The sequence below is a fragment of the Methylocapsa sp. S129 genome, assembly GCF_009765995.1.
Classification (GTDB): Bacteria; Pseudomonadota; Alphaproteobacteria; order Rhizobiales; family Beijerinckiaceae; genus Roseiarcus.
The window spans coordinates 299398-320066 of the sequence record NZ_LMUI01000020.1; the positions used below are offsets into that span (position 1 = coordinate 299398).

The following is a 20669-nucleotide window of genomic DNA, read 5'->3' on the forward strand; positions in this document are numbered from 1 at the left end:
GACAAACTCCTTAAAGAACAGACATGCGGCCTGAGCGTTATAACGCCCGCGAGGCGGAACAAAAGTGGCAAAAGATCTGGGCTGAACGCGCGACGTTCCAGACGCATAGCGACGATCCGCGCGCCAAATATTACGTCCTTGAGATGTTCCCCTACCCCTCGGGGCGCATCCATATGGGCCATGTCCGCAATTACGCGATGGGCGATGTTGTGGCCCGCTACAAGCGGGCGCGCGGCTTCAACGTGCTGCATCCGATGGGCTGGGACGCCTTTGGCATGCCGGCCGAAAACGCCGCCATGCAGAACAAGTCGCACCCGGCGGCCTGGACCTATTCCAACATCGATACGATGCGCGGCCAGCTCAAATCCATGGGGCTGTCGCTCGACTGGTCGCGCGAGATCGCGACCTGCGATCCCAGCTATTACAAGCACCAGCAGAAGCTGTTCCTCGATTTTCTCGCCGCCGGTCTCGTCACGCGCAAGAAATCCAAGGTCAATTGGGATCCGGTCGACCATACCGTGCTCGCCAACGAGCAGGTGGTCGAGGGGCGCGGCTGGCGATCGGGCGCGATCGTCGAACAGCGCGAACTGACGCAATGGTTCTTCAAAATCACCGATTACGCCGAGGATCTGCTCAAGGCGCTCGATGGACTCGACCGCTGGCCGGAAAAAGTGCGCCTGATGCAGCGCAATTGGATCGGCCGTTCGGAAGGCATGCTGGTGCGCTTTGCGATCGATCCGGCCTCGGCGCCGCAGATCGCGACGGAAGCGGGCGCGCAGGAGCTGGAAATCTATACGACGCGGCCGGACACTTTGTTCGGCGCCAAATTCATGGCCCTCGCGCCCGACCATCCGCTCGCGGCCGCGGCGGCGCGGCATGATCCCAAGCTGCAAGCCTTCATCGAGGAGTGCAAGCGCGTCGGAACCTCGCTCGCCGCGATCGAAACGGCGGAAAAGAAGGGCTATGACACGGGGCTCCGCGTCATCCATCCCTTTGATCCGACCTGGCGCCTGCCGGTCTATGTCGCCAATTTCGTGCTGATGGATTACGGCACGGGCGCGATTTTCGGCTGCCCGGCGCATGACCAGCGCGATCTCGACTTCGTCAACGCCTATGGCTTGGGCGTGACGCCGGTCGTCTGCCCGCCCGGCGTCGATCCCGGGTCATTCGTCATCGAAAAAGAGGCCTATGACGGCGACGGAACGATGATCAATTCGCGCTTCCTCGACGGCATGACGATCGAGGACGCAAAAAAGGAAATCGCGCGGCGTCTTGAGGCGCAAAGCCTGGGCAATCGTCCGCAGGGCAAGCGGCAGGTCAATTTCAAGCTGCGCGACTGGGGCATTTCGCGGCAGCGCTATTGGGGTTGCCCGATTCCGATCATTCATTGCGAGGCCTGCGGCGTTGTGCCCGTTCCCGCCGCCGACCTGCCGGTCGTGCTGCCAGAGGACGTTTCCTTCGACCTGCCTGGCAATCCGCTGGATCGGCATCCCACGTGGAAACATGTCGCGTGTCCGCAATGCGGCGGTAAGGCCCGCCGCGAGACCGATACGATGGACACGTTCGTCGATTCTTCCTGGTATTTCGCGCGCTTCACCGATCCGTGGAACGAGACTGCGCCGACGACGCCCGCGATCGCTAACCATTGGCTGCCGGTCGACCAATATATCGGCGGCGTCGAACATGCGATTCTGCACCTGCTCTATTCCAGATTCTTCACTCGCGCGATGCGCCGCTGCGGCCATCTGGCGCTCGACGAGCCTTTCGCCGGCCTGTTCACGCAAGGCATGGTCGTCCACGAGACCTATCGCCACCCTGAAGGGCAGTGGATTGCGCCGGCCGAAGTGCGGGTGGAAGCGGGTACGGATGGGCGTCGCGCCATTTTGATCGAGGGCGGCGTCGAAATCGAAATCGGCCCGATCGAGAAAATGTCGAAGTCCAAGCGCAACATCGTCGATCCCGACGATATTATCGCGACCTATGGCGCCGATACCGCGCGCTGGTTCATGCTCTCGGATTCGCCCCCCGAACGCGATGTGATCTGGACGGAGGCGGGCATTCAGGGCGCGACCCGGCAGACGCAACGGTTGTGGAGGCTCGTTTGCGAAATCGAGCGCATCGTCGGCGCCGGGCGTCCCACCATGCCGACGGCTTTTTCCGCCGAAGCGCATGAGATCCGACAGGCGGCGCATCGCGCGCTCGCGAAAGTCGAGGACGAAGTCGAGCAATTGCGTTTCAACGTCTGCATCGCGACGATCTATGAACTCTCCAATATTCTCGGCGCCGCCGTCGGCGCGATCGAAAAGTCCGAGATTGCTGACGATCTGCGTTTCGCTTTCGCTGAGGCCGGCGATATCCTGGTGCATCTCTTTGCGCCGATGATGCCGCACCTCGCGGAGGAATGCTGGTCTGTGCTCGGCCATGAAACGCTGGTCGCGGAAAGCGCCTGGCCCATCGCCGACCGTGCCCTCATCGTGCAATCGCAGATTACGATTCCTGTGCAGGTCAACGGACGCAAGCGCGCCGATTTGACGATCGACCGCGACGCCGACGTCAAAACGGTTGAGGCCGCCGCTTTAGCCCTCGACGCCGTGCGCCGGGCGTTGGATAATCGGCCGCCCAAAAAGGTGATTGTCGTGCCTCAGAGGATCGTCAATGTCGTTATCTGAGACTTCGCCACTCGAGAGGGGCCGGTCTTTCTGGAAGGACGGGCGGCGTTTCGCCATTCTGTTGCTCGCTCTTCCCGCCGCGGGATGCTTCCAGCCGCTTTACGGCGAGGCCGCCCATCCCGGCCTCGTCGCCGAAATGCAAGCGATCAAGGTTGAACCACTCAGGCAAGTCGACCCGGTCACCCTGCAGACGACCACCGGCGCCTTGCAGCAAAGCATCGACCTTGACCGCATCGACCATTATCTCGAAAACGATTTGATCGCGAACCTCAATGGCACAGGAACAACTCCGGAGCCAAAATATCGTCTGGTCGTCACCCCCACATTCGGGGCTATGACCCCAACCGTCTCCTCGCAGATCGGTGTTGCGAACGCTGCTACAGTGCTCGTGACGGCTGCTTATACCCTGACGCCGATCGGCGGGCGCGAGGCGGTCCTGAAAGGTACGGCGAGCAACGCGGCGGTCTATGACCGTACGGAAGATCGCTTCGCCAATCTTCGTGCGCAACGGGACACCGAAATAAGACTGTCCAAATCATTGGCTGAAGAAATCGAACTGCGCATCGCCGCCTATCTCGGAGAGAAAAAATAGGCCTCGGGTGCGATGCTGTGGCGCCCTGCGAAAGCGCAGCCGCGCCGCGGCTTATCTTGGCGGTTTGGAAACGGATCGATGAGAGAACGGCCGATCCGGCTCATGGGCTCTGCTGGAAAAATTGAAATCTAGGTTGAGGCGTTGGTCGTTTGATGCGTATGAATCATAGAAATATCGCCCTATTTGTCGCGATTTTCTTGTCTGGCCGCGCGTTTGCCGCCGATCTTCCTGCGCCGGCTGTCATTTCGCCCGAGCCGGTCGTCAATTGGGCTGGCCTCTATGCCGGCTCATTCGTCGGCGGGGCGATCGGTTCTTTCGCCACGCGCCAAAACGTGGCGGAGAGCAGGGTCGCCTTGGGCGCCGCGACGGGCGCCCTGGTAGGTTACAACTGGCAGAACGGCGCTCTTGTCTATGGGCTCGATGGCGACATCGGCTCAAACTACCTCACCCGGAAATTCGGCGCCGCCGCCGGCGTCGTCGCCAACGAGGCCGAGAGCATCTATGCGATGCACGCCAGAGCCCGCGTCGGCTATGACGTCGGCGGCTTCATGCCCTTCGTCGCGGGCGGGCTGGCCTATGACAAAACCGATCAGTTTCAGCGTGCGCCGCTCGATTTTGACGGCGAGGCGCGCAACCGCGCCGGTTGGACGCTTGGCGCCGGAGTCGACGCCAAAGTGAATCTGCCGCTCCTTGGCCCATCAGTTGTGCGAGCCGAATATCTCTATGAAGGCCTGCCGGCGACCAGCTATGACCTCAAGGGGCCATCGCTGCGCACGGATATGTCGATTCATTACGCCCGCGTCGCGTTGATTTCCACGATGAGCGAAGTCCGGCATGGTTCGCCGGAGACGGATACGACCGATTGGGCGGGCAATTATGTCGGCGCCATCGGCGGCGGCGCTCGCCAGGCGGTTTCGACGCATGGCCTTGGCGTCGCCGACACGTTTTCCGCTGGCGGTCCGATCGGCGGCGTCTATTCCGGATATAACTGGATGCATGGCGATTCCATGCTGGGCGTCGACGGCGCAACAATGCTCGCCGATGTCGTCGGCCATGGCGCGCAGCCTGGCGCCGCCTCGACCGATTACTGGAACTTTCTCGAAAGCGATTTCCGCGGACGCGCCGGCTACGCCGTCGGCCGCTTTCTGCCTTTCGTGGCCGCCGGCCTGGACTTTGGTTCGAGCCAACAGGTCGACAATGCAACGCAAAATACGAAAGCCAATCTTCCCGTTCTCGCCGGGACGTTTGGCGCCGGCGTCGATTATATGGCGACCGATCTCATTGCGATCCGCGCCGAATATCTTCATGCCCGGTCGCTGATCGGCGAAAGCACCCATCTCGACAGCGATGTCTGTTGCGGCCAAACGCGAACCGGCAATAGCGTGCGCCTCGGCGCCGCCTATTTTTTCCACTAACGGGGAAGTCACTAACGGGGAAGTCACTAACGGGGAAGTCACTAACGGGGAAGTCACTAACGGGGAAGTCACTAACGGGGAAGTCATGGCGCCCGCGCCCTGTTTGCTCCGGCGCGATCTCGAACCGCCAGCGTCGTGGTCCCCTGCGATCAATGCGAGGATTTGGACTTGCCCCGACTTTTCACGGGTCTTGAACTGCCTTCGGAAATAGGGACGGAGCTTGCGATGTTGCGCGGCGGGATTTCCGGGGCGCGCTGGATCGATGCGGAAAACTATCACATCACATTACGCTTCATCGGCGATATTGACGAGCGGATGGCAAGCGAAATTGTCGAGGTTCTCAGCGAAATCCGCCGTCCTTCCTTCCCCGTGACCCTTGAAGGGCTGAGCTGGTTCGGCGCCGACAAGCCGCGCGCCATCGTCGCCAAGATCAAACCGACGGCGCCGCTCGTCGAATTGCAGGCCGATCAAGAGCGCCGACTGCGGCGCATCGGTCTGCAGCCCGAGCCGCGTAAATATACGCCTCACGTCACGCTGGCGCGATTGCGATCCGCCTCCACCCTCGCGGTCGCTGATTATTTGAGCGTGCGCGGCTATTTTCGCATTCCGCAATTCGAGGCGACACGGTTCGTGCTATTTTCAGCGCGCGAGTCGACGGGCGGCGGTCCCTATCTTGTCGAAGCGGCCTATGGATTGCAGGGATAGGATGCGCAATGGGAATGAGCATCGACGTTGAACGGCGCTCGGTGTCGCTCGATCCGCGCGATCCAGCTTTTTTCAACGATCCTTACCCCGCTTACCACGCCATTCGCGCTACGACGCCGGTATTTTTCTGGGAGCAATATGGGTTCTGGTGCTTCGCCCGCCACGCGCAAGTATCGGCGCTGCTGCGCGACCGGCGTTTCGGGCGCCAGATTCTTCATCTGACGAGCCGTCAGAAGCTCGGCTGGAGCGAGCCGCCCGCGCATCTGCGCTCCTTCCTCGATGTGGAGCGCCATTCGCTGCTTGAACTCGAGCCGCCCGAGCACACCCGCTTACGCAATCTCATCAATCGCGCGTTTGTGTCGCGGCAGGTCGAGCGTCTCGCGCCGCGCATCGAGAGCCTGGCGAATGAGTTGATCGATCGGTTCGAGGCGCGAGGCGCGGTCGATCTGCTCGAACATTTCGCGACGCCAATCCCGGTGATCGTCATCGCCGAATTGCTGGGCGTGCCCGGCGAGATGTGGGCGCGTCTGCTCGACTGGTCGCATCGGATGGTCGCGATGTATCAATTTGGCGTGACGCGCGCTGTTGAGGACAGCGCGGTGGCCGCGACGCAGGAGTTCGTCGCGTTTCTGCGCGATTATGTCGAGGCGCGACGCGGCGCGCGGACCGATGATCTCATCAGCCAGCTCATTTCAGCCGAATCGGAGGCGGGTCGCCTCAGCGAGGAAGAACTGATCGCGACGTGCATTCTCGTGCTGAATGCGGGTCATGAGGCGACGGTGCATGGCGTCGGCAATGGCGTGAAGGCGCTATTGGAGGCGCATATCGATCCAAGTCGGGCTTTTGCGACGCCCGCTGCGAGCGCGGCGATGGTTGAGGAGCTGCTGCGTTTCGATGCGCCGCTTCACTTGTTTACGCGCTACGCGCTGGAGGATATCGACCTTGACGGCGTCGCTCTCAGGCAGGGCGACAGGATCGGCTTACTGCTGGGGGCCGCCAATCGCGATCCCGAGCGCTTCTCCAATCCAGACCTTATCGACGTTTCCCGGTCGCCCAATCCGCATGTCGCTTTTGGCGGCGGCATTCATTTTTGCATCGGCGCGCCGCTCGCGCGGCTGGAAATGGAAATTGCGCTGCCCATTTTGTTTCGGCGCCTGCCCGGGCTCAGGCTGGCGGAGCCTCCGCGCTATCGCGACAGCTATCATTTCCACGGCCTCGCAGCCTTGCCCGTCGCATGGTGAAGGCTGGCTATATCGGGCGCCCGGAGACGATGGCGCCGCGGTGAGAACCCTAGCGCCTAGCCAAGCTACTCAAGGGAAACGTTGTTCAACGCCTCCGCGGGATGCTATGAACCATGCCAAAATGTCGCAATCGCTTGGGGGGTCGAGGATGTCCGACGGCGCAGAAAATGAAATATTGGGCAATGGTTCTTCGGTCCCGGCGGGGCTTCCGAAAGTCGGGGTCTTGGTGAAAACGCCCGACGAAGCTGAAATTGACGGGACCGACGCGGAGCGCAACACCATTTTCGATAGTCTCGTCAAGGTCGAAGGCGAAGTCGCCGGCCTCGTCGCCTATTCGATCTACAAGCAGAACAAGCGCGCCTGGCTGCAGGATTTCCTTAAGGCGACCGGGCGTCCGCCGAGCGAGGCGGAATCGCGGTCCTATATCATCGGGGAGAGCACGGAGCGGCGCCTGGCGACTTATCGTCATCTTGCCGCCGCCACGCTCGCGGGGCAGGGACCGGACGCGCCCGCATCGGCGGGGGGGCGGCGCGCGATGCGCCAGGGGCCCGGTCGGCCGACGTCGTTCTATGTGGTTTGGGCAATCGTTCTGGTCGGGGCGATTGCTTTGCTCGCCTTCGCCCTGCATGCGGGTCTGGGCGTCGGCAAATAATTTCCGTCAAAGGAATTGCGCCGCCTGCATGGACATCTGCAATTCGAACGTTTGAAATTGCGTGAAAATTGGCGCGACCCAGGCCCTCAGGCCGGTGCGTGTCACAATCGACATATCGGGCGGCGGCGCCTGCAGGAAACGCGACAGCGAGAAATCGGGCGCGTCGAAACACGCCCGGCTTGACGCATCGAGCGCGCCGATCGCGAAACGCCGCGACGATGGGAACTGGGCGAGAATATCGGACGCATCGGGGCCGAGCGGCGCGGCGCCCTTGTTGGTCACGACGACCATGCCCAGTTCCGGCCATTGCGCGGCCAGGGCATGGGAGGCGGCAAGCGAGGCCGAGGTCGCATCCGCGTGGAACAGCACAATCGGTTGAACCATCGCTCGCCGCGCTTCATCCATGAAGCCGATCTGGCCCATCGTCTCGATAAACCGGCTGTAGGAGCGGTGCCAGACATCGACAATTTTTGGTGTCTCGTCGTGCACGAGCAGCCTGTCGAACATCGCGACCTGGCCTTCGACTTTCGCGGCGTCGACGATCGTCACCGCCTGCGGGAAACGCGCGCCATAATCGGGCTCGTGCGGATCGGTGTCGAACCCGGCAAAACCTCTGCCGTTGAAGAGGAGATATTCGGTCAGCAGGCGCGCGGTCGTGGTCGCGCCTGTCCGCTTATGGGGTGAGCAGCAAATATAGACCCTGGTCCTTTGCTCCATCGCCGGGTCGCCGCATGTTTATTTCTTCGGCGAAGCGCCCGCGATGAGATCGAGCAACCCGATCTCTTCGAATTCCTCGGCGATCTTGCCCTGCCATGTCCGGACGTAGCCGCGCAGGACGAAGGAATGCGCCGCTTGCCGGCCATCGCCCGTCTTATTGGCGACAAATTGCGAAAAGGGCGACCCCGCGATCTCGACCTGCTCATAGGCCATCTCGCTCAGTTTGGGGATCGTCAATTCGCCGGCGCTGCGCGTCTTGGAAAAATAATTCTGATAGGTCGCGGGATCCCATTCAAAAAACGTCGAGTCGTTGACGTGATTCTTGACGAGGAAATAATGCGCATTCGAGACGAACGGCGCGGTTTCGGCGATCTCGTCCAGCGAAGCGATCGAAGGGCCGAGCACGTGAAACAGAATGAAGGTGAATTGCCCCTCGCGCACCGCATCGAAGAAGCCGACGTCGCGTAGGGCTCTCAATGTTCGGGCCAGGGAGCCGGCGCGCGTGTCGATGATCGAGACTTTGACCTGCGCCGTGTTCAATGTGTCGATGATTCTCATTTGGTCGGACGTTGAATCAATGTCGACGACTTCAGTCATGTCGCCATGGAAGCGCTTCAACGTGCCGCGCGGACTTTCCGTGTCGAAAGCGCGCGTCATAATGTTCTTTCCCGTGAGATAGTCGGCAAGAGCGCGCGCGACGGTCGTCTTTCCGACCCCGCCCTTATCCGCGCCGACGAGAATGACCGCTGGCTTCATAGCTTTGCTTGCTCCCACACGAGTTTCGGCAATCGGTTGCTTTGCGGTCGATGACTGGACGCTTCGCACCGCTGATTTTGAATCGCTTGGACGACGGGCCATTTCATATCCCTACCACCGAAATCCACGAGATGGGGATCGGTAAACTATGTGAGAATGAGAAGACGAGGTTAAGGCGCCAAAAATCTGAATCGAGGATCCATTGAGAACTCAATCTCAAGGGGCGACATTGACATGACTTTTGTTCTTTGGCCACCCTCGCCTGGCGGCGCCTTCATGCGTCGGCGGACGATCATCGCACGATCGTCAGACGCTTGGCGGCGCGGGTCAGGCCCGTATAGAGCCAGCGATTGCGATGCTCGCCAAATGCATAACTTTCGTCGAACAGCATCACATCGTCCCATTGCGACCCCTGCGCCTTATGGACGGTGAGCGCGTAGCCGAAATCGAACTCGTCGGATTCGCGACGCTGAGGAAAGGGAATTTCCGCCTCGCCGCCCTCGAAGAATTGCCGGAGCACGGCGACCTTGGCGCTTGCGCGGCCCGTATCGTCCTCCGGCTTCAGATTCATCCGCACAAAGTCCTTACGCATCGCCTGCAATGTGTCGACTCGCCACAGACCGCCGTTGATCAGCCCCTTGGTCCGGTCGTTGCGCAGGCAGACCAGCCGGTCGCCGGCGACGGGCAGCGGTTCCTTGATCCCCAGGAGATCGCGAATGCGGCCGTTATAGAGGCGCCGCGTCCGGTTCAGGCCGACCAGAACCTGATCGACGCCAAGGACGGCGCCGGGTTCAATCTCGTTGCGCCGGATCACGCGGCTCTCGCCATATTGGCCATAGGCGAGGTTGCCGCCGCCGCGCACCTCAGCCGAAAGGCGAATGATCGGATCGTCCTGCGCCTGCCGATGGATTTCGGTGAGCATGATGTCGGGCTCGACCTCGGTGAAGAAGCCGCCGCCCTTGACCGGGGGCAATTGCGCGGGATCGCCAAGCACCAGAATCGGTTTGCCAAAAGACAGGAGGTCGCGGCCAAGCTCCGCATCGACCATCGAGCATTCGTCGATGACGATCAGGCCGGCGCGCGAGGCCGGCCCGTCGTGGTTGAGCTTGAATTTCGGCGCGCCGTCGTCGTCTTCGCTGGCGCGATAGATCAGCGCGTGGATGGTGGTGGCGCCGACGCAGCCCTTCGAGCGCATCACCAAGGCCGCCTTGCCGGTGAAGGCCGCGAACACCGCCTCGCCTTGGGCGCCTTGCGCGATGTGGCGCGCCAGCGTCGTCTTGCCGACGCCGGCATAACCGAACAGCCGGAACACCTGCGGCTCGCCGGCGCGTAGCCATTGGCCGACACGGTCGAGGGCCGATTGCTGCTCGCGCGACCAGTCCATGAGTTTCCTTGCGTGAGAATCGATCTGGCCGCCGATCCGGGGCCTTGGTCGGTAAAGAATTGGTTTATGTTTTTCGTGTAATTTAGCAACCTGAACGATTGCATCGAAGCTTGTCTCGCCTGGACCCGGTCGAACCAGGGCTTGAACCCTCTGGCGGCATGGCCATATTAGCCTCGTCCGGAGCGCTCCTGGAGCGAAGGCCGGGGACTAAAGCGGGCGAGGCGCTTCAAATACGAAGGCTTTGCCGGTGAAGCGCCGAAAGGGCTTCGAACATGGTGCGCGTGGCTGCATTGAGCTCTCCGTTTCTGCTCGGCTTCGACGAGATCGAGCGTGCGCTCGATAAAGTGTCGAAGGCGGCGTCCGACGGCTATCCTCCTTATAATATTGAGAGAATCGCGCGTTCGGGGCCAGCGCCGGAGATGCTGCGCATTACCTTGGCTGTGGCCGGCTTCGGTCAGGATCAGATCGAGGTGACCCAAGAGGAGAACCAACTTCTCATCCGCGGGCGCCAGCAGGAAGACAAGACGCGCTGTTATCTGCATCGGGGCATCGCCGCGCGGCAGTTTCAGCGAAGCTTTCTGCTTGCCGAGGGTATGGAAGTGCTTGGCGCCGAACTTGCCAACGGGCTGTTGTCAATCGATTTGGCGCGACCGCAGCCCGATAGAGTTGTGAAGAGAATCAATGTGTTAGCGCGAGACTAATCGTTCGCGCGGGTTGGCGGGTCCTGTTTGGACCGCTTGATGAGGAGTAAGAACAATGAACAACCAGACCAATGATCGTCCGGCTTTGACGCCCCAGGAATTCGCCCATCTGGGCGGCGGCGCGTTGGCCTATGTCAAGACGATTCGCTCGGAAGACGCGCAGCGTCTGTTTCCGCAGGCGCCCGCTATTCGCCCCGGCCTGGAGCTTTACGCGCTGCTCGGCGCGGATGGAACGCCGATCATGCTGACCGATTCCAAGGACGCGGCGATCGCCAACGCGTGGGAAAACCAGTTGCAGACGGTGAGCCTGCACTGATCGGCCTCTTGCCCTTCTCCCGAGAATCGGGAGAAGGTGGCCCGACAAAGTCGGGTGGGATGAAGGCGGTCCGTCACGGCGCGGATTTGCCCGATTTGCGCGTTTCCCGAAAATTGCCAGCTCTGGACGTCGATCCGGCTTTCCGCGCCGCCTTCGCCTGTTTCTTGGCGGAGGGCCGGCGCGGCGTCGTTTCGCCGCCCTGACGGGACTTGCCATATGCGCGCCTATCTCGATCTTCTGGATGAAGCGCTCAATACCGGCGCCGCGAAGGGCGACCGGACGGGCACGGGCGTCAAATCCTTGTTTGGTCGGCAAATCCGCTTCGACCTCAACGAAGGCTTTCCGCTTGTCACCACCAAGCGGCTGCATCTCAAATCGATCGTCCACGAACTGATCTGGTTCCTGAAGGGCGACACCAATGTCGCCTATCTCCAGGCCAATGGCGTGCGTATCTGGGACGAATGGGCGGACGAAAAGGGCGAGCTTGGCCCGATCTATGGCCAGCAATGGCGCGCCTGGGAGGGTGCGGACGGCCGCGTTCATGATCAGATCGCCTGGCTCCTTAAAGAGATCAAGCGCAATCCCAATTCGCGCCGCCTCATAGTCTCGGCCTGGAACGTGGGCGACATCGACCGGATGAAGCTGGCGCCCTGCCATTGCCTGTTCCAGTTTTACGTCGCTAATGGTCGGCTTTCCTGCCAGCTCTATCAGCGCTCGGCCGATCTCTTTCTCGGCGTGCCGTTCAATATTGCGAGTTATGCGCTGCTGACCCATCTGATCGCGCAAGAGACCGGCCTCGGCGTCGGCGATTTCGTGCATACGCTCGGCGACGCGCATCTCTATCTCAACCATATCGATCAGGCGCGCGAGCAATTGACGCGAACGCCGAAGGCGCTGCCGCGGCTGAAGCTCAACCCTTCAGCGTCCCTGTTCGATGTGAAATACGAGGACATCGCCTTTGAAGGCTATGATGCGTGGCCGGCGATCAAGGCGCCGATAGCGGTATGAGCCGGGCCGCGATCGCCCTTGTCGCTGCCGTTGCGCGCAATGGCGTGATCGGCGCCGACAATCGATTGATCTGGAAACTCTCGACCGACATGAAGCGGTTCCGCGCGCTCACCTGGGGCAAGCCGTTCGTCACAGGCCGCAAGAATTTCGAGTCCATCGGGCGGCTGTTGCCGGGGCGGGAGACGATCATCGTGACGCGCGACGGCGGCTTTGACCTGCCTGGCGCGCGCGTGGCGCATGATATCGAAGCGGCGTTGTCGCTGGCCGAAGAGATCGCTCGCGAGATGAGCGTGGATGAAATTATCATAGCGGGCGGCGGCGAAATTTATCGCCAGACGATCGATCGCGCCGATCGGCTCTTCATCACCGAAGTCGACCTCGCCCCGCAAGGCGACGTGCATTTCCCCACGATTGATCCGGCGCGTTGGCGCGAAGTCAAACGGGAGCGTGGCGCGCGAGGGGAGCGTGATGAGGCTGAGTTCACGTATGTTGATTATGTGAGACGCGAGCCATAGTGCTGGCAACCGCTGCGACGGCGGGGTCGAGGCGGTCCCGCTCTTCTTCACAGGACTTGCCCACAAAGAGGCTTGTTTCTATGTAGCTTATGGACTACAGATTCGTGTGATCGAAATCCGCGAAACAGCGACGTTCTCTGATTGGATGCGCAAGTTGCGCGACTCTGACCCGCGCTCGGATCGCAGCCCGTGTCCGCAGGCTTGCCTTTGGCAATGCAGGCGACTCAAGGCCAGTGGGTGAAGGCGTGTCGGAATTGCGCATTCATCACGGCCCAGGATACCGAGTCTATTTCGTAAGGCGCGGCGAGATGCTGATCATTCTGCTATGCGGCGGCGACAAGAACTCGCAGGTCCGAGATATCGCCGCGGCGAAGCGGTTGGCGACAGAGTTGAAGGAATGAAGATGGTTGTCCGCACCCGCCCTTTTGATCCCGCAGAATACCTCGATGATGACAAGGCCATCGCCGCCTATATGAGCGAAGCTTTGGCGACAGGCGACGTTTCCTTCATCGCCGATGCGCTGGGCATTGTCGCGCGGGCGAAGGGGATGAGCCAGATCGCCAGCGAAACCAATCTTTCGCGCGAGAGTCTCTATCGCGCATTGAGTTCCGAGGGGAATCCGGAATTCGCCACGGTCATCGGCGTTATGAAAGCGCTGGGGCTGCGGTTGACGGCAAGCCCTATAGGCAACGCGAATCCGTGATCGACTCGACGCCGTCACTGAACACTCCGCTCCTAATGACGATCGGACGATTGTAAGTGGCCCTTATTCTTTCTCAACAAACCTCAGTCCCCCGCACAGCGCCGTCGCATGACGCAGCGCCGCCGCGGTCGCGACGATCATCTGCGGCAGCACGAGCCATTCGAGGGTCCAGGCCGCGCCCGAGCGTTCGTTCTCATGCACCAGCGTCTGGTGCTGCGCGCCGAGCAAAGCGGCGTTGAAACGCGCGAGCGTGACGAGGACTTCCGCGCGCACCGGGTTTGATTTATGCGGCATTGCCGAAGAGCCGCCGCCTTCCGCCAGTTTGACCTCGCCGATTTCGTTCTGGGCCATCAACGCGACATCCGCGCCGATCTTGCCGAGCGAACCTGTAACCAGCGACGACCAGGACGCCAATTCGGCGAGCGCGTCGCGCTCGACATGCCAGCACGGCCCCGCGCCAAGCTGCAACAGCCGCGCCAGCTCGGCGGCGATCGCCTCGCCTTTGCCGTCCAGATCGCCGCGCAGGCCCACGGCCCCGCCAAACTGGACGCGCAGCAGCCGCGGCCGCAATTCGCCGAGGCGCGCAATGTGCCGCTCGAGCGGATCGCGCCAGCCGCGCAGCTTGTCGTCGACATGGATCGGCAGCGCGCGTTGCATGCGCGTGCGGCCCATCAGTTTGATCGCACCCTGACTCGTCTCCAGGGCGCGCAACGACGCGACCAGCAAGAGCAACCGCGCTTCCAGCAGCGCCAGCACGGGCTTCAGCCGCAAGATAAGGCTGGTGTCGATGATGTCCTGGCTGGTCGCGCCGCGATGAACATGGGCTTCATGCGGCGCGCCGACTTTGGCGCGCAGCAGTTTGACCAGCATCGGGGCGACCACCCCATCCTGCGCCGCGCCTTTGGCGAGGCTCGCGACATCCGGCGCGAAGGTGTCGCAGACGGCGGCGATATGCGCAGCGGCTTCCATCGGAATGAGGTCGACCGACGCCTGCGCCTTGGCGAGCGCGCCCTCGAAAGCGAGCATCGCGCGAATATCGGCCTCGACGGAAAAATAGCCCGCGACTTCTTCATCGCCGAGCAGGGCCGAAAGCGCCGGGCTATCGAAAGCTGAAACTGTCATGAGGCCTGACGTTAAATGTCGAAGAAAATCGTCTCTTGCTCGCCCTGCAGGTGAATGTCGAAGATGTAGACTGCCCGGCCTCCCTCTTCGCCACGCGCGGCAATCAAGGTTGCGACACGATCGCGATGTTCGACGCGGGCGAGCACTGGACATTCCGTATTGGCCGCCGCCTCGTCGGAAAAATACATCCGCGTATGCAGCCCGACATTGATGCCGCGCGCGACGATCCAGAAGGTGACGTGCGGCGCCATCAGGCGGCCGTCGACAAAGGGAACCCGGCCAGGCTTGATCGTCTCGAAGCGGTATTCGCCGGTGACGCCGTCAGTCGGCTGGCGTCCCCAGCCCGCGAAGGCCGGATCGGCCTTGCCGCGCTTTTCCTGCGGGCTGTTGTGGAGGCCGGCGGAATCGGCCTGCCAGATTTCGACCAGCGCGTCTTTCAGCGGCGCGCCGCCGCCGTCGATGACATGGCCCTTGATGACGATGCGCTCGCCCTTGGCGTCAGGGCCGACAAGCGTTCTACCGAGGTCGCCGCCGTTGCCGTAGATCTCGATGCCGGAATGATTAGGGGTCGCGCCGATATGGATGTAGGGCCCGGCGGTTTGCGAGGGCGATTCCTTCAGGCGGTTGAGGCTTTGGACCATCAGTTCCCCTCCGTCCGGTTCTCGAACAAAGTGGAGCGGCGCCCGCGCAGCACAATGTCGAACTTATAGGCGAGCGCATCCATATGGATCGAATTTTCGCGGTCGAGCGCGGCGACCAAAGTCTCTATCGCGTTCCTGTCGGGAATTCCCATGACGATCGGGCATTGCCAGATCATCGGATCGCCCTCGAAATACATCTGTGTGATCAACCTTTGTGCGAAGGCGTGGCCAAAGATCGAGAAGTGGATATGGGCGGGGCGCCAATCATTGACGCGGTTGGGCCAGGGATAGGGGCCCGGCTTGATGGTGCGCAGGCAATAGCGTCCTTGATCGTCGGTGATCGTGCGCCCGCAGCCGCCAAAATTGGGATCGAGCGCCGCGACGTAAAGCTCCTTCTTGTGACGGTAACGGCCGCCCGCATTGGCCTGCCAGAATTCGAGCAGCGCGCCGGAAACGCCGTGGCCGTTTTCGTCGAGCACGCGGCCATAGACGATGATGCGCGGGCCGACGGGATCGCCCGTCTTGGCCCAATTGCGGATAAGGTCGTTGTCATATTCGCCGAGCACGCCATGCCCAAAAACGGGGCCCGTCATTTCGGAAATCGTGTTTTCGAGCGAGAGCAAAGCGCGTTGGGGCGAACGCAGCACCGAAGTCTTGTAATGCGGCGTGAAGGGCGGCGGATGCCAGCCGCGGTCGCGCTGATAGAATGAACCTTGATCGGTCATTTTCGCTTCGTCTCCGCCTTGCGAGCGCGCCCGCTATTTCTTCGCTTCCCCTGCCATTTCGGCATAGGTCTTCTTGACGATCTTGAACGCTTGGTTGGCGGCCGGCACGCCGGCATAGACCGCGACATGCAGCAGCGCCTCACGGACATCTTCTGGCGTCGCGCCGGTATTGACGGTAGCGCGGGTATGCATCGCCACTTCCTCGTCATGGCCGAGCGCGGCGAGCAGCGCCAGCGTGACGATGGAGCGCTCGCGCTTGGTCAAATGAGGGCGCGACCAGACCGAGCCCCAGGCGCCTTCGGTGATGAACGTCTGGAACGGCTCGTCGAACGGCGTCATCGCCGCGCTGGCGCGGTCCACATGCGCATCGCCCAGCACGGAACGGCGCGTCGCCATTCCCGCTTCGAAGCGCGCATTCTTTTCAGAATCCTTCACGGCGAAACTTCCTTCAAATGCGCCTCGATCAGGCTGCGCAGGACATCCGGCTTTTCGACGCAAGGAATATGGCCCGAGCCGGCGATGATCTCTAATCTCGCCGCGGGGATGAGGCTGGCCAATTCGCGCACCAGTTCGACAGGCGTCGATCCATCCTGGTCGCCGACGACGCAGAGCGTCCGCGCGCGGATCGCTTTGGCGCCCTGCGTCAAATCCGCATCGCGTATCGCGCCGCAAGCGGCCAGGTAACCCTGTTGCGGCGTTCGCGTGAGCATCATCCGCCAGCCCGCCAAGGCATCGGCGCAATTGAGGTGATAATCCTTAGTGAACCAGCGCTGCATCACGCCGTCGGCGATCGATTCAAGGCCGCCTGCCTCGACCGCGGCGATCCGCGTCGCCCACATTTCCAACGTACCAATGCGATGGCCGGTGTCGCAGAGAACCAGCGACGCCACGAGATCAGGGCGCAAACGATAGAGTTCTTGCGCGATCATGCCGCCGATCGACAGGCCGACGATCGTCGCCTGGCGCACATGCAGGCCGTCGAGCAACGCGGCGAGGTCGGTCGCGAAATCGGCGATTGAGGCCTTGCCGGCATGATGTTCGGACAGGCCATGGCCGCGCTTGTCGTGACGAATGATCCGCGCATCTTGCGCCAGCGGTTTGACCACTTCGTCCCAGATGCGAAAATCCGTGCCCAGCGAATTGATGAAAACAATCGGTCGGGCAGCCTTCGGCCCTTCGTCGGAATAGTGAATCACGCCGCCATTCGCGCGCACAAAGGCCATAGCCGCTCCTCCTGGATCGACGCTAATCTCTAGCGAGACGTCGCGATCCATGACAAATAGCCGCAGAAAGGATCAATATCGAAGGTCGTCGGTGGAGATCAAGCCGTAACTGGCGCGTCGGAACGGGCCGGTCTGCCTGTGCCCAGGCCGTGCGGCCGCAGCGTCTCAACTTTCTTCAGTTTTGGCCAATGCGCAATCTGTAGAAGATGTGATGGCCGATGCGGTCGACGCGCTGGAGGGTGTGCGCCCAATAGGGCATCACGTAATTGGCGTGGTAGTTCACCGCGTCTGCGACCTGAGGATTATAAGCAGCGCCGCTGGCGACATCGTTGGCGATGCGGACCGCGACAGCCCAGGGACCCGGCTCTTCGATGCGCAGGGATTTGCCTTCGCAAGCGAAAGAGAACTGGCAGGCGAAGGGGCGGTTGCGATCCTGATAGACGACGCCGCAGATATTGGCGGGAAAAATACCGCTGCGCACGCGGTTGAGCACCACCTGGGCGACCGCTGCCTGCCCGTCCTCGGGTTCGCTGCGCGCCTCGAAATAGATCGCCTCGGCGAGACATTGCATCTGACGCGTCGAATCTTTGGGATCGATGAGCGAGGCGTAATCGGGCTTTCCGCCAGCGGCAGTCTTGGGGGCCACCGTCGTCTCAGGCGCGCCTTTGGCGGCGACGACGATTCGCACGCCGTCGTTTGGCGTCGGGGTCGAGGAGTTCAGCGCGACGTCGAGCGGCAGGCTTGGCGTCGCGCCGTCGTCAAAGCTTTTGCCGACATCGGTCGCATTCGCCGCGGCTTGCGGGACCGCCGCGGCGCTAACCCCCTCATTGGCGGGGGTCGACGGCGGATCTGCGAGCGCATCGTCAGCCGGAATATCGAAATCGGCGCCTTCGGCGCCGGCGGCTCGTCTTATGCCGGGCGTATTGTGATGGTTGAGGCGGGCGTCAAATCCGGGGCGCAATCCGATAAACGGGTCGCCCTTTTGCGAGCGGTCGATTTCGGGAGGATTGCTCCTGGCTTGCTTGAGATCGGTTTTGGGATCGATTTCGTCATCGATCGCGTCCAGATCCTCCGGAGAGCCGAGCGTCAGTCGCGCTTCACGGCCAAGGTTTTCCGCGGCGGTTCTGTCGAAAAGATCGCCAGGCAGGCGGACGGTTGACGAAAGCAGGGCTTCGCGCACTGGCGAAGGGGGAGCGTCCGAGTGGGCCTGCGATGCGGTGCTCACCCCGAGCGATGGGTCCTGACCGGCCTCCGCCGTTATCGAGACCACCAGCCCCAGCGCAAGGCACCAGGGAGCGATCGCCGTGCATGCCCAGCCTAACCGCGAGCGACCCATACTCAACTCACGCGAGATTTGATTGCCATTGCGCATTCACTGTCGGGCCGTCCTGCGACGCGCCTTTTGTCCAGTCCGACAGCCAACGACCGAAACGCCACGACCAATTCGAACGTTTTTATTTATCGTGGCTTAACGTTGCGCCCGGGTTACCGGAGGAGGGCGCGACATGTCCCGGAATGGTTCAAGCCATCGAGGGGCTAATCCCGGACCGCTAGAAGCTGGGCGGGGTGCAGGCCGACACCACCACGAGCTCCGTGTCGCCGATATTGTGGAAGGAATGGGGTTTGCGGCTGTCGAAGGAATAGGCGTCGCCCGGGCCAAGCTGATAACGCCGGCCATCGACTTCCAGCGCGAGAAGTCCTTTGATGACAAGGCCTGCCTCTTCCCCTTGGTGCGAGAGCATTTTCTTGCCCGATTGCGCCCCCGGCCTGTAGCGCTCGTGGAGCATCTGCAACGCATGACCCTGTAAATTCGCGCCGACCTGGCGATAGGAGATCGCGCCGCCGGCGATTTCGGTGAGTTCTCCGGCGCGAAACATCACACGCTCCCGTTCGTCTTCGGCGGAGGCGAAAAAATCGGCGAGACCGGCCCCCAGGGCCGACAAAATCTGTTTGAGGGCGGAAACCGATGGGCTGACGCGATTAGCCTCGATCATCGAGATCGTCGCATTGGACACGTTGGCGCGCCGTCCGACTTCGCGTTGGGACAGGCCCAGCCGCAGCCGCAGTTGACGAAGCCGCTGGCCAATTTCAGAATCGCGATCGGATGTGTTCATGTGTTAAATATTTAGAACACATTGAACAGACGCGCAATTGGACAAACGGCGCCGTCGCTGGCACTGTTCAGAAAACCGATCATTCCTTTGAATTATTGAAACTGGAGACGATCATGTCCAAAGCCGCGGCGCGGGTCGAAGTTCCCAATGATCTCGAAGCCTTCTGGCTGCCCTTCACGCCCAATCGGGCGTTTAAAAAGGCGCCGCGATTGATCTCTCGCTCGAAGGACATGCATTATTATACGCCCGAAGGGCGTGAGATTCTCGACGCCACGGCGGCGCTGTGGTGCTGCAACGCCGGCCATAATCGCCCCCCGATCGTTGAGGCCATTCAGCGGCAGGCTGCAGAACTCGACTTTTCGCCGACGTTCCAGTTCGCCCATCCCAAGGTTTTCGCGCTCGCCGCCCGCCTGACGGCGATGGCGCCGGGCGATCTCGATCACGCGTTTTTCACCAATTCCGGCTCCGAGGCCTGCGACACCGCGCTGAAGATCGCAATCGCCTACCATAATGTGCTCGGCCAGGGGTCGCGCCAGCGGTTGATCGGTCGCGAGCGCGGCTATCACGGCGTCGGCTTTGGCGGTATTTCGGTTGGCGGTATGGTCAACAACCGCAAATTCTTTGGTTCGCTGCTGGCCGGCGTCGATCATCTGCCCGCCACCTACAATCGCGAGCAGCAGGCTTTCACCAAGGGCGAACCGGAATGGGGCGGGCATCTCGCCGACGATCTCGAAAGGATCGTGGCTCTGCATGACGCATCGACCATCGCTTGTGTGATTGTCGAGCCGATGGCGGGCTCGACGGGCGTTCTGCCGCCGCCCAAGGGCTATTTGCAGAAGCTGCGCGCCATCTGCGACAAATACGGCATTCTTCTCGTTTTCGACGAAGTCATCACCGGCTTTGGACGCCTGGGCGCCGCCTTCGCCGCCGAACGATACGGCGTCATTCCCGATATGATCACATTCGCCAAGGGCGTGACTTCGGGAACGGTGCCGATGGGCGGCGTGCTTGTTCGCAAGCACATCTACGACGCGTTCATGAAGGGGCCCGAGCACGCGATCGAGCTGTTCCATGGCTACACCTATTCGGGCCATCCTCTCGCCTGCGCGGCCGCTCTGGCCTCGCTCGACGTCTACCGCGACGAGAAATTGTTCGAGCGCGCCAAGACGCTTGAGCCCAAATGGTATGATGGGCTGATGAGCCTGAAGGGCCTGCCCAATGTGCTCGACATCCGCTGCCTTGGCCTGACCGGAGCGATCGATCTTGCGCCCTCAAGCGGCGGCGCGGGCGCGCGCGGCTATAAGGCGGTTGAGCATTCGTTTCACGAAGCGGGCATCATGATCCGCATTTCGGGCGATACGATCGAACTGACGCCGCCCTTGATCATCAGCGAGGAGCAGATCGGCGAGATCGTCGATAAGGTCGGGCAGACGATCAAGGCTGTCGCGTAAACGACGCGATCGCGACGCC

General features: G+C 61.7%; 22 protein-coding genes and 1 pseudogene. 13 read left to right on the forward strand and 10 right to left on the reverse strand.

The window, feature by feature from the left end:
- Positions 1–23: 23 nt before the first annotated feature.
- The 6 genes from leuS to GSQ90_RS14085 all read left to right on the forward strand — a co-directional run bounded on the left by leuS (position 24) and on the right by GSQ90_RS14085 (position 7274).
- Positions 24–2669: a leucine--tRNA ligase gene (leuS, locus tag GSQ90_RS14060; RefSeq protein WP_158815450.1), complete on the forward strand. Its 2646-nt coding sequence runs from the start codon at positions 24–26 to the stop codon at positions 2667–2669.
- Complete coding sequence (locus tag GSQ90_RS14065) at positions 2656–3261, forward strand: hypothetical protein (protein WP_158815451.1); 606 nt, start codon at positions 2656–2658, stop codon at positions 3259–3261. Before leuS ends, GSQ90_RS14065 begins: the two co-directional genes overlap by 14 nt.
- Before the next feature lie 197 nt (positions 3262–3458).
- Positions 3459–4676, forward strand: a complete 1218-nt coding sequence (locus GSQ90_RS14070) for an outer membrane protein (protein ID WP_158815452.1) — start codon at positions 3459–3461, stop codon at positions 4674–4676.
- Positions 4677–4844: 168 nt separating this feature from the next.
- Positions 4845–5381 (forward strand): RNA 2',3'-cyclic phosphodiesterase, encoded by a 537-nt coding sequence (thpR, locus tag GSQ90_RS14075; protein ID WP_158815453.1) that lies wholly within the window; start codon positions 4845–4847, stop codon positions 5379–5381.
- Positions 5378–6622, forward strand: a complete 1245-nt coding sequence (locus GSQ90_RS14080) for a cytochrome P450 (RefSeq protein WP_174247484.1) — start codon at positions 5378–5380, stop codon at positions 6620–6622. Before thpR ends, GSQ90_RS14080 begins: the two co-directional genes overlap by 4 nt.
- 148 nt (positions 6623–6770) lie before the next feature.
- Positions 6771–7274, forward strand: coding sequence for a hypothetical protein (locus GSQ90_RS14085; protein WP_158815455.1), 504 nt, complete (start codon positions 6771–6773; stop codon positions 7272–7274).
- A 6-nt stretch (positions 7275–7280) separates the two neighbouring features.
- On the opposite strand, the gene GSQ90_RS14090 is transcribed toward GSQ90_RS14085, so the two are convergent.
- The 3 genes from GSQ90_RS14090 to GSQ90_RS14100 all read right to left on the reverse strand — a co-directional run bounded on the left by GSQ90_RS14090 (position 7281) and on the right by GSQ90_RS14100 (position 10131).
- Positions 7281–7991, reverse strand: a complete 711-nt coding sequence (locus GSQ90_RS14090) for a hypothetical protein (RefSeq protein WP_158815456.1) — start codon at positions 7989–7991, stop codon at positions 7281–7283.
- Positions 7992–8009: 18 nt separating this feature from the next.
- Positions 8010–8747, reverse strand: coding sequence for a hypothetical protein (locus GSQ90_RS14095; RefSeq protein ID WP_158815457.1), 738 nt, complete (start codon positions 8745–8747; stop codon positions 8010–8012).
- A gap of 292 nt (positions 8748–9039) precedes the next feature.
- Positions 9040–10131, reverse strand: coding sequence for an ATP-dependent RecD-like DNA helicase (locus tag GSQ90_RS14100; RefSeq protein ID WP_158815458.1), 1092 nt, complete (start codon positions 10129–10131; stop codon positions 9040–9042).
- Between the two features lie 272 nt (positions 10132–10403).
- Here GSQ90_RS14100 and GSQ90_RS14105 point away from each other — a divergent pair, with 272 nt between their 5' ends.
- The 6 genes and pseudogenes from GSQ90_RS14105 to GSQ90_RS14130 all read left to right on the forward strand — a co-directional run bounded on the left by GSQ90_RS14105 (position 10404) and on the right by GSQ90_RS14130 (position 13374).
- On the forward strand, positions 10404–10832 hold the full coding sequence (locus GSQ90_RS14105) for an Hsp20 family protein (protein ID WP_158815459.1): 429 nt from the start codon (positions 10404–10406) through the stop codon (positions 10830–10832).
- 55 nt (positions 10833–10887) lie between these two features.
- Positions 10888–11148, forward strand: coding sequence for a DUF1150 domain-containing protein (locus GSQ90_RS14110; RefSeq protein ID WP_158815460.1), 261 nt, complete (start codon positions 10888–10890; stop codon positions 11146–11148).
- A gap of 216 nt (positions 11149–11364) precedes the next feature.
- Positions 11365–12156: a thymidylate synthase gene (locus GSQ90_RS14115; protein WP_158815461.1), complete on the forward strand. Its 792-nt coding sequence runs from the start codon at positions 11365–11367 to the stop codon at positions 12154–12156.
- Positions 12153–12671 carry a dihydrofolate reductase gene (locus GSQ90_RS14120; RefSeq protein WP_158815462.1) on the forward strand — a complete coding sequence of 173 codons (519 nt, stop codon included), beginning with the start codon at positions 12153–12155 and terminating at the stop codon, positions 12669–12671. Before GSQ90_RS14115 ends, GSQ90_RS14120 begins: the two co-directional genes overlap by 4 nt.
- 106 nt (positions 12672–12777) lie before the next feature.
- A pseudogene (locus GSQ90_RS14125) lies at positions 12778–13072 on the forward strand (type II toxin-antitoxin system RelE/ParE family toxin).
- Between the two features lie 2 nt (positions 13073–13074).
- Positions 13075–13374, forward strand: a complete 300-nt coding sequence (locus GSQ90_RS14130) for an addiction module antidote protein (RefSeq protein ID WP_158815541.1) — start codon at positions 13075–13077, stop codon at positions 13372–13374.
- A gap of 63 nt (positions 13375–13437) precedes the next feature.
- Here the strand turns inward: GSQ90_RS14130 and GSQ90_RS14135 are convergent, their stop codons facing one another.
- The 7 genes from GSQ90_RS14135 to GSQ90_RS14165 all read right to left on the reverse strand — a co-directional run bounded on the left by GSQ90_RS14135 (position 13438) and on the right by GSQ90_RS14165 (position 19199).
- Entirely contained in the window at positions 13438–14496 is a 1059-nt protein-coding gene (locus tag GSQ90_RS14135; protein ID WP_158815463.1) for a 3-carboxy-cis,cis-muconate cycloisomerase, read from the reverse strand.
- An 11-nt stretch (positions 14497–14507) separates the two neighbouring features.
- On the reverse strand, positions 14508–15137 hold the full coding sequence (gene pcaG / locus GSQ90_RS14140) for a protocatechuate 3,4-dioxygenase subunit alpha (RefSeq protein WP_158815464.1): 630 nt from the start codon (positions 15135–15137) through the stop codon (positions 14508–14510).
- Entirely contained in the window at positions 15137–15862 is a 726-nt protein-coding gene (gene pcaH, locus GSQ90_RS14145; protein ID WP_158815465.1) for a protocatechuate 3,4-dioxygenase subunit beta, read from the reverse strand. The genes pcaG and pcaH overlap by 1 nt, the downstream gene beginning before the upstream one ends.
- Before the next feature lie 33 nt (positions 15863–15895).
- Positions 15896–16258, reverse strand: a complete 363-nt coding sequence (gene pcaC / locus GSQ90_RS14150) for a 4-carboxymuconolactone decarboxylase (protein WP_246731606.1) — start codon at positions 16256–16258, stop codon at positions 15896–15898.
- A 35-nt stretch (positions 16259–16293) separates the two neighbouring features.
- A complete protein-coding gene (pcaD, locus tag GSQ90_RS14155; RefSeq protein WP_158815467.1) occupies positions 16294–17085 on the reverse strand; it encodes a 3-oxoadipate enol-lactonase in 792 nt (263 codons plus the stop codon).
- A gap of 175 nt (positions 17086–17260) precedes the next feature.
- Positions 17261–18421, reverse strand: a complete 1161-nt coding sequence (locus tag GSQ90_RS14160; RefSeq protein WP_158815468.1) for a cell wall hydrolase — start codon at positions 18419–18421, stop codon at positions 17261–17263.
- A gap of 214 nt (positions 18422–18635) precedes the next feature.
- Positions 18636–19199: a cupin domain-containing protein gene (locus tag GSQ90_RS14165; protein WP_158815469.1), complete on the reverse strand. Its 564-nt coding sequence runs from the start codon at positions 19197–19199 to the stop codon at positions 18636–18638.
- A 113-nt stretch (positions 19200–19312) separates the two neighbouring features.
- On the opposite strand from GSQ90_RS14165, the gene GSQ90_RS14170 reads away from it, so the two are divergent.
- Positions 19313–20650 carry an aspartate aminotransferase family protein gene (locus tag GSQ90_RS14170; RefSeq protein ID WP_158815470.1) on the forward strand — a complete coding sequence of 446 codons (1338 nt, stop codon included), beginning with the start codon at positions 19313–19315 and terminating at the stop codon, positions 20648–20650.
- Positions 20651–20669: the final 19 nt, after the last annotated feature.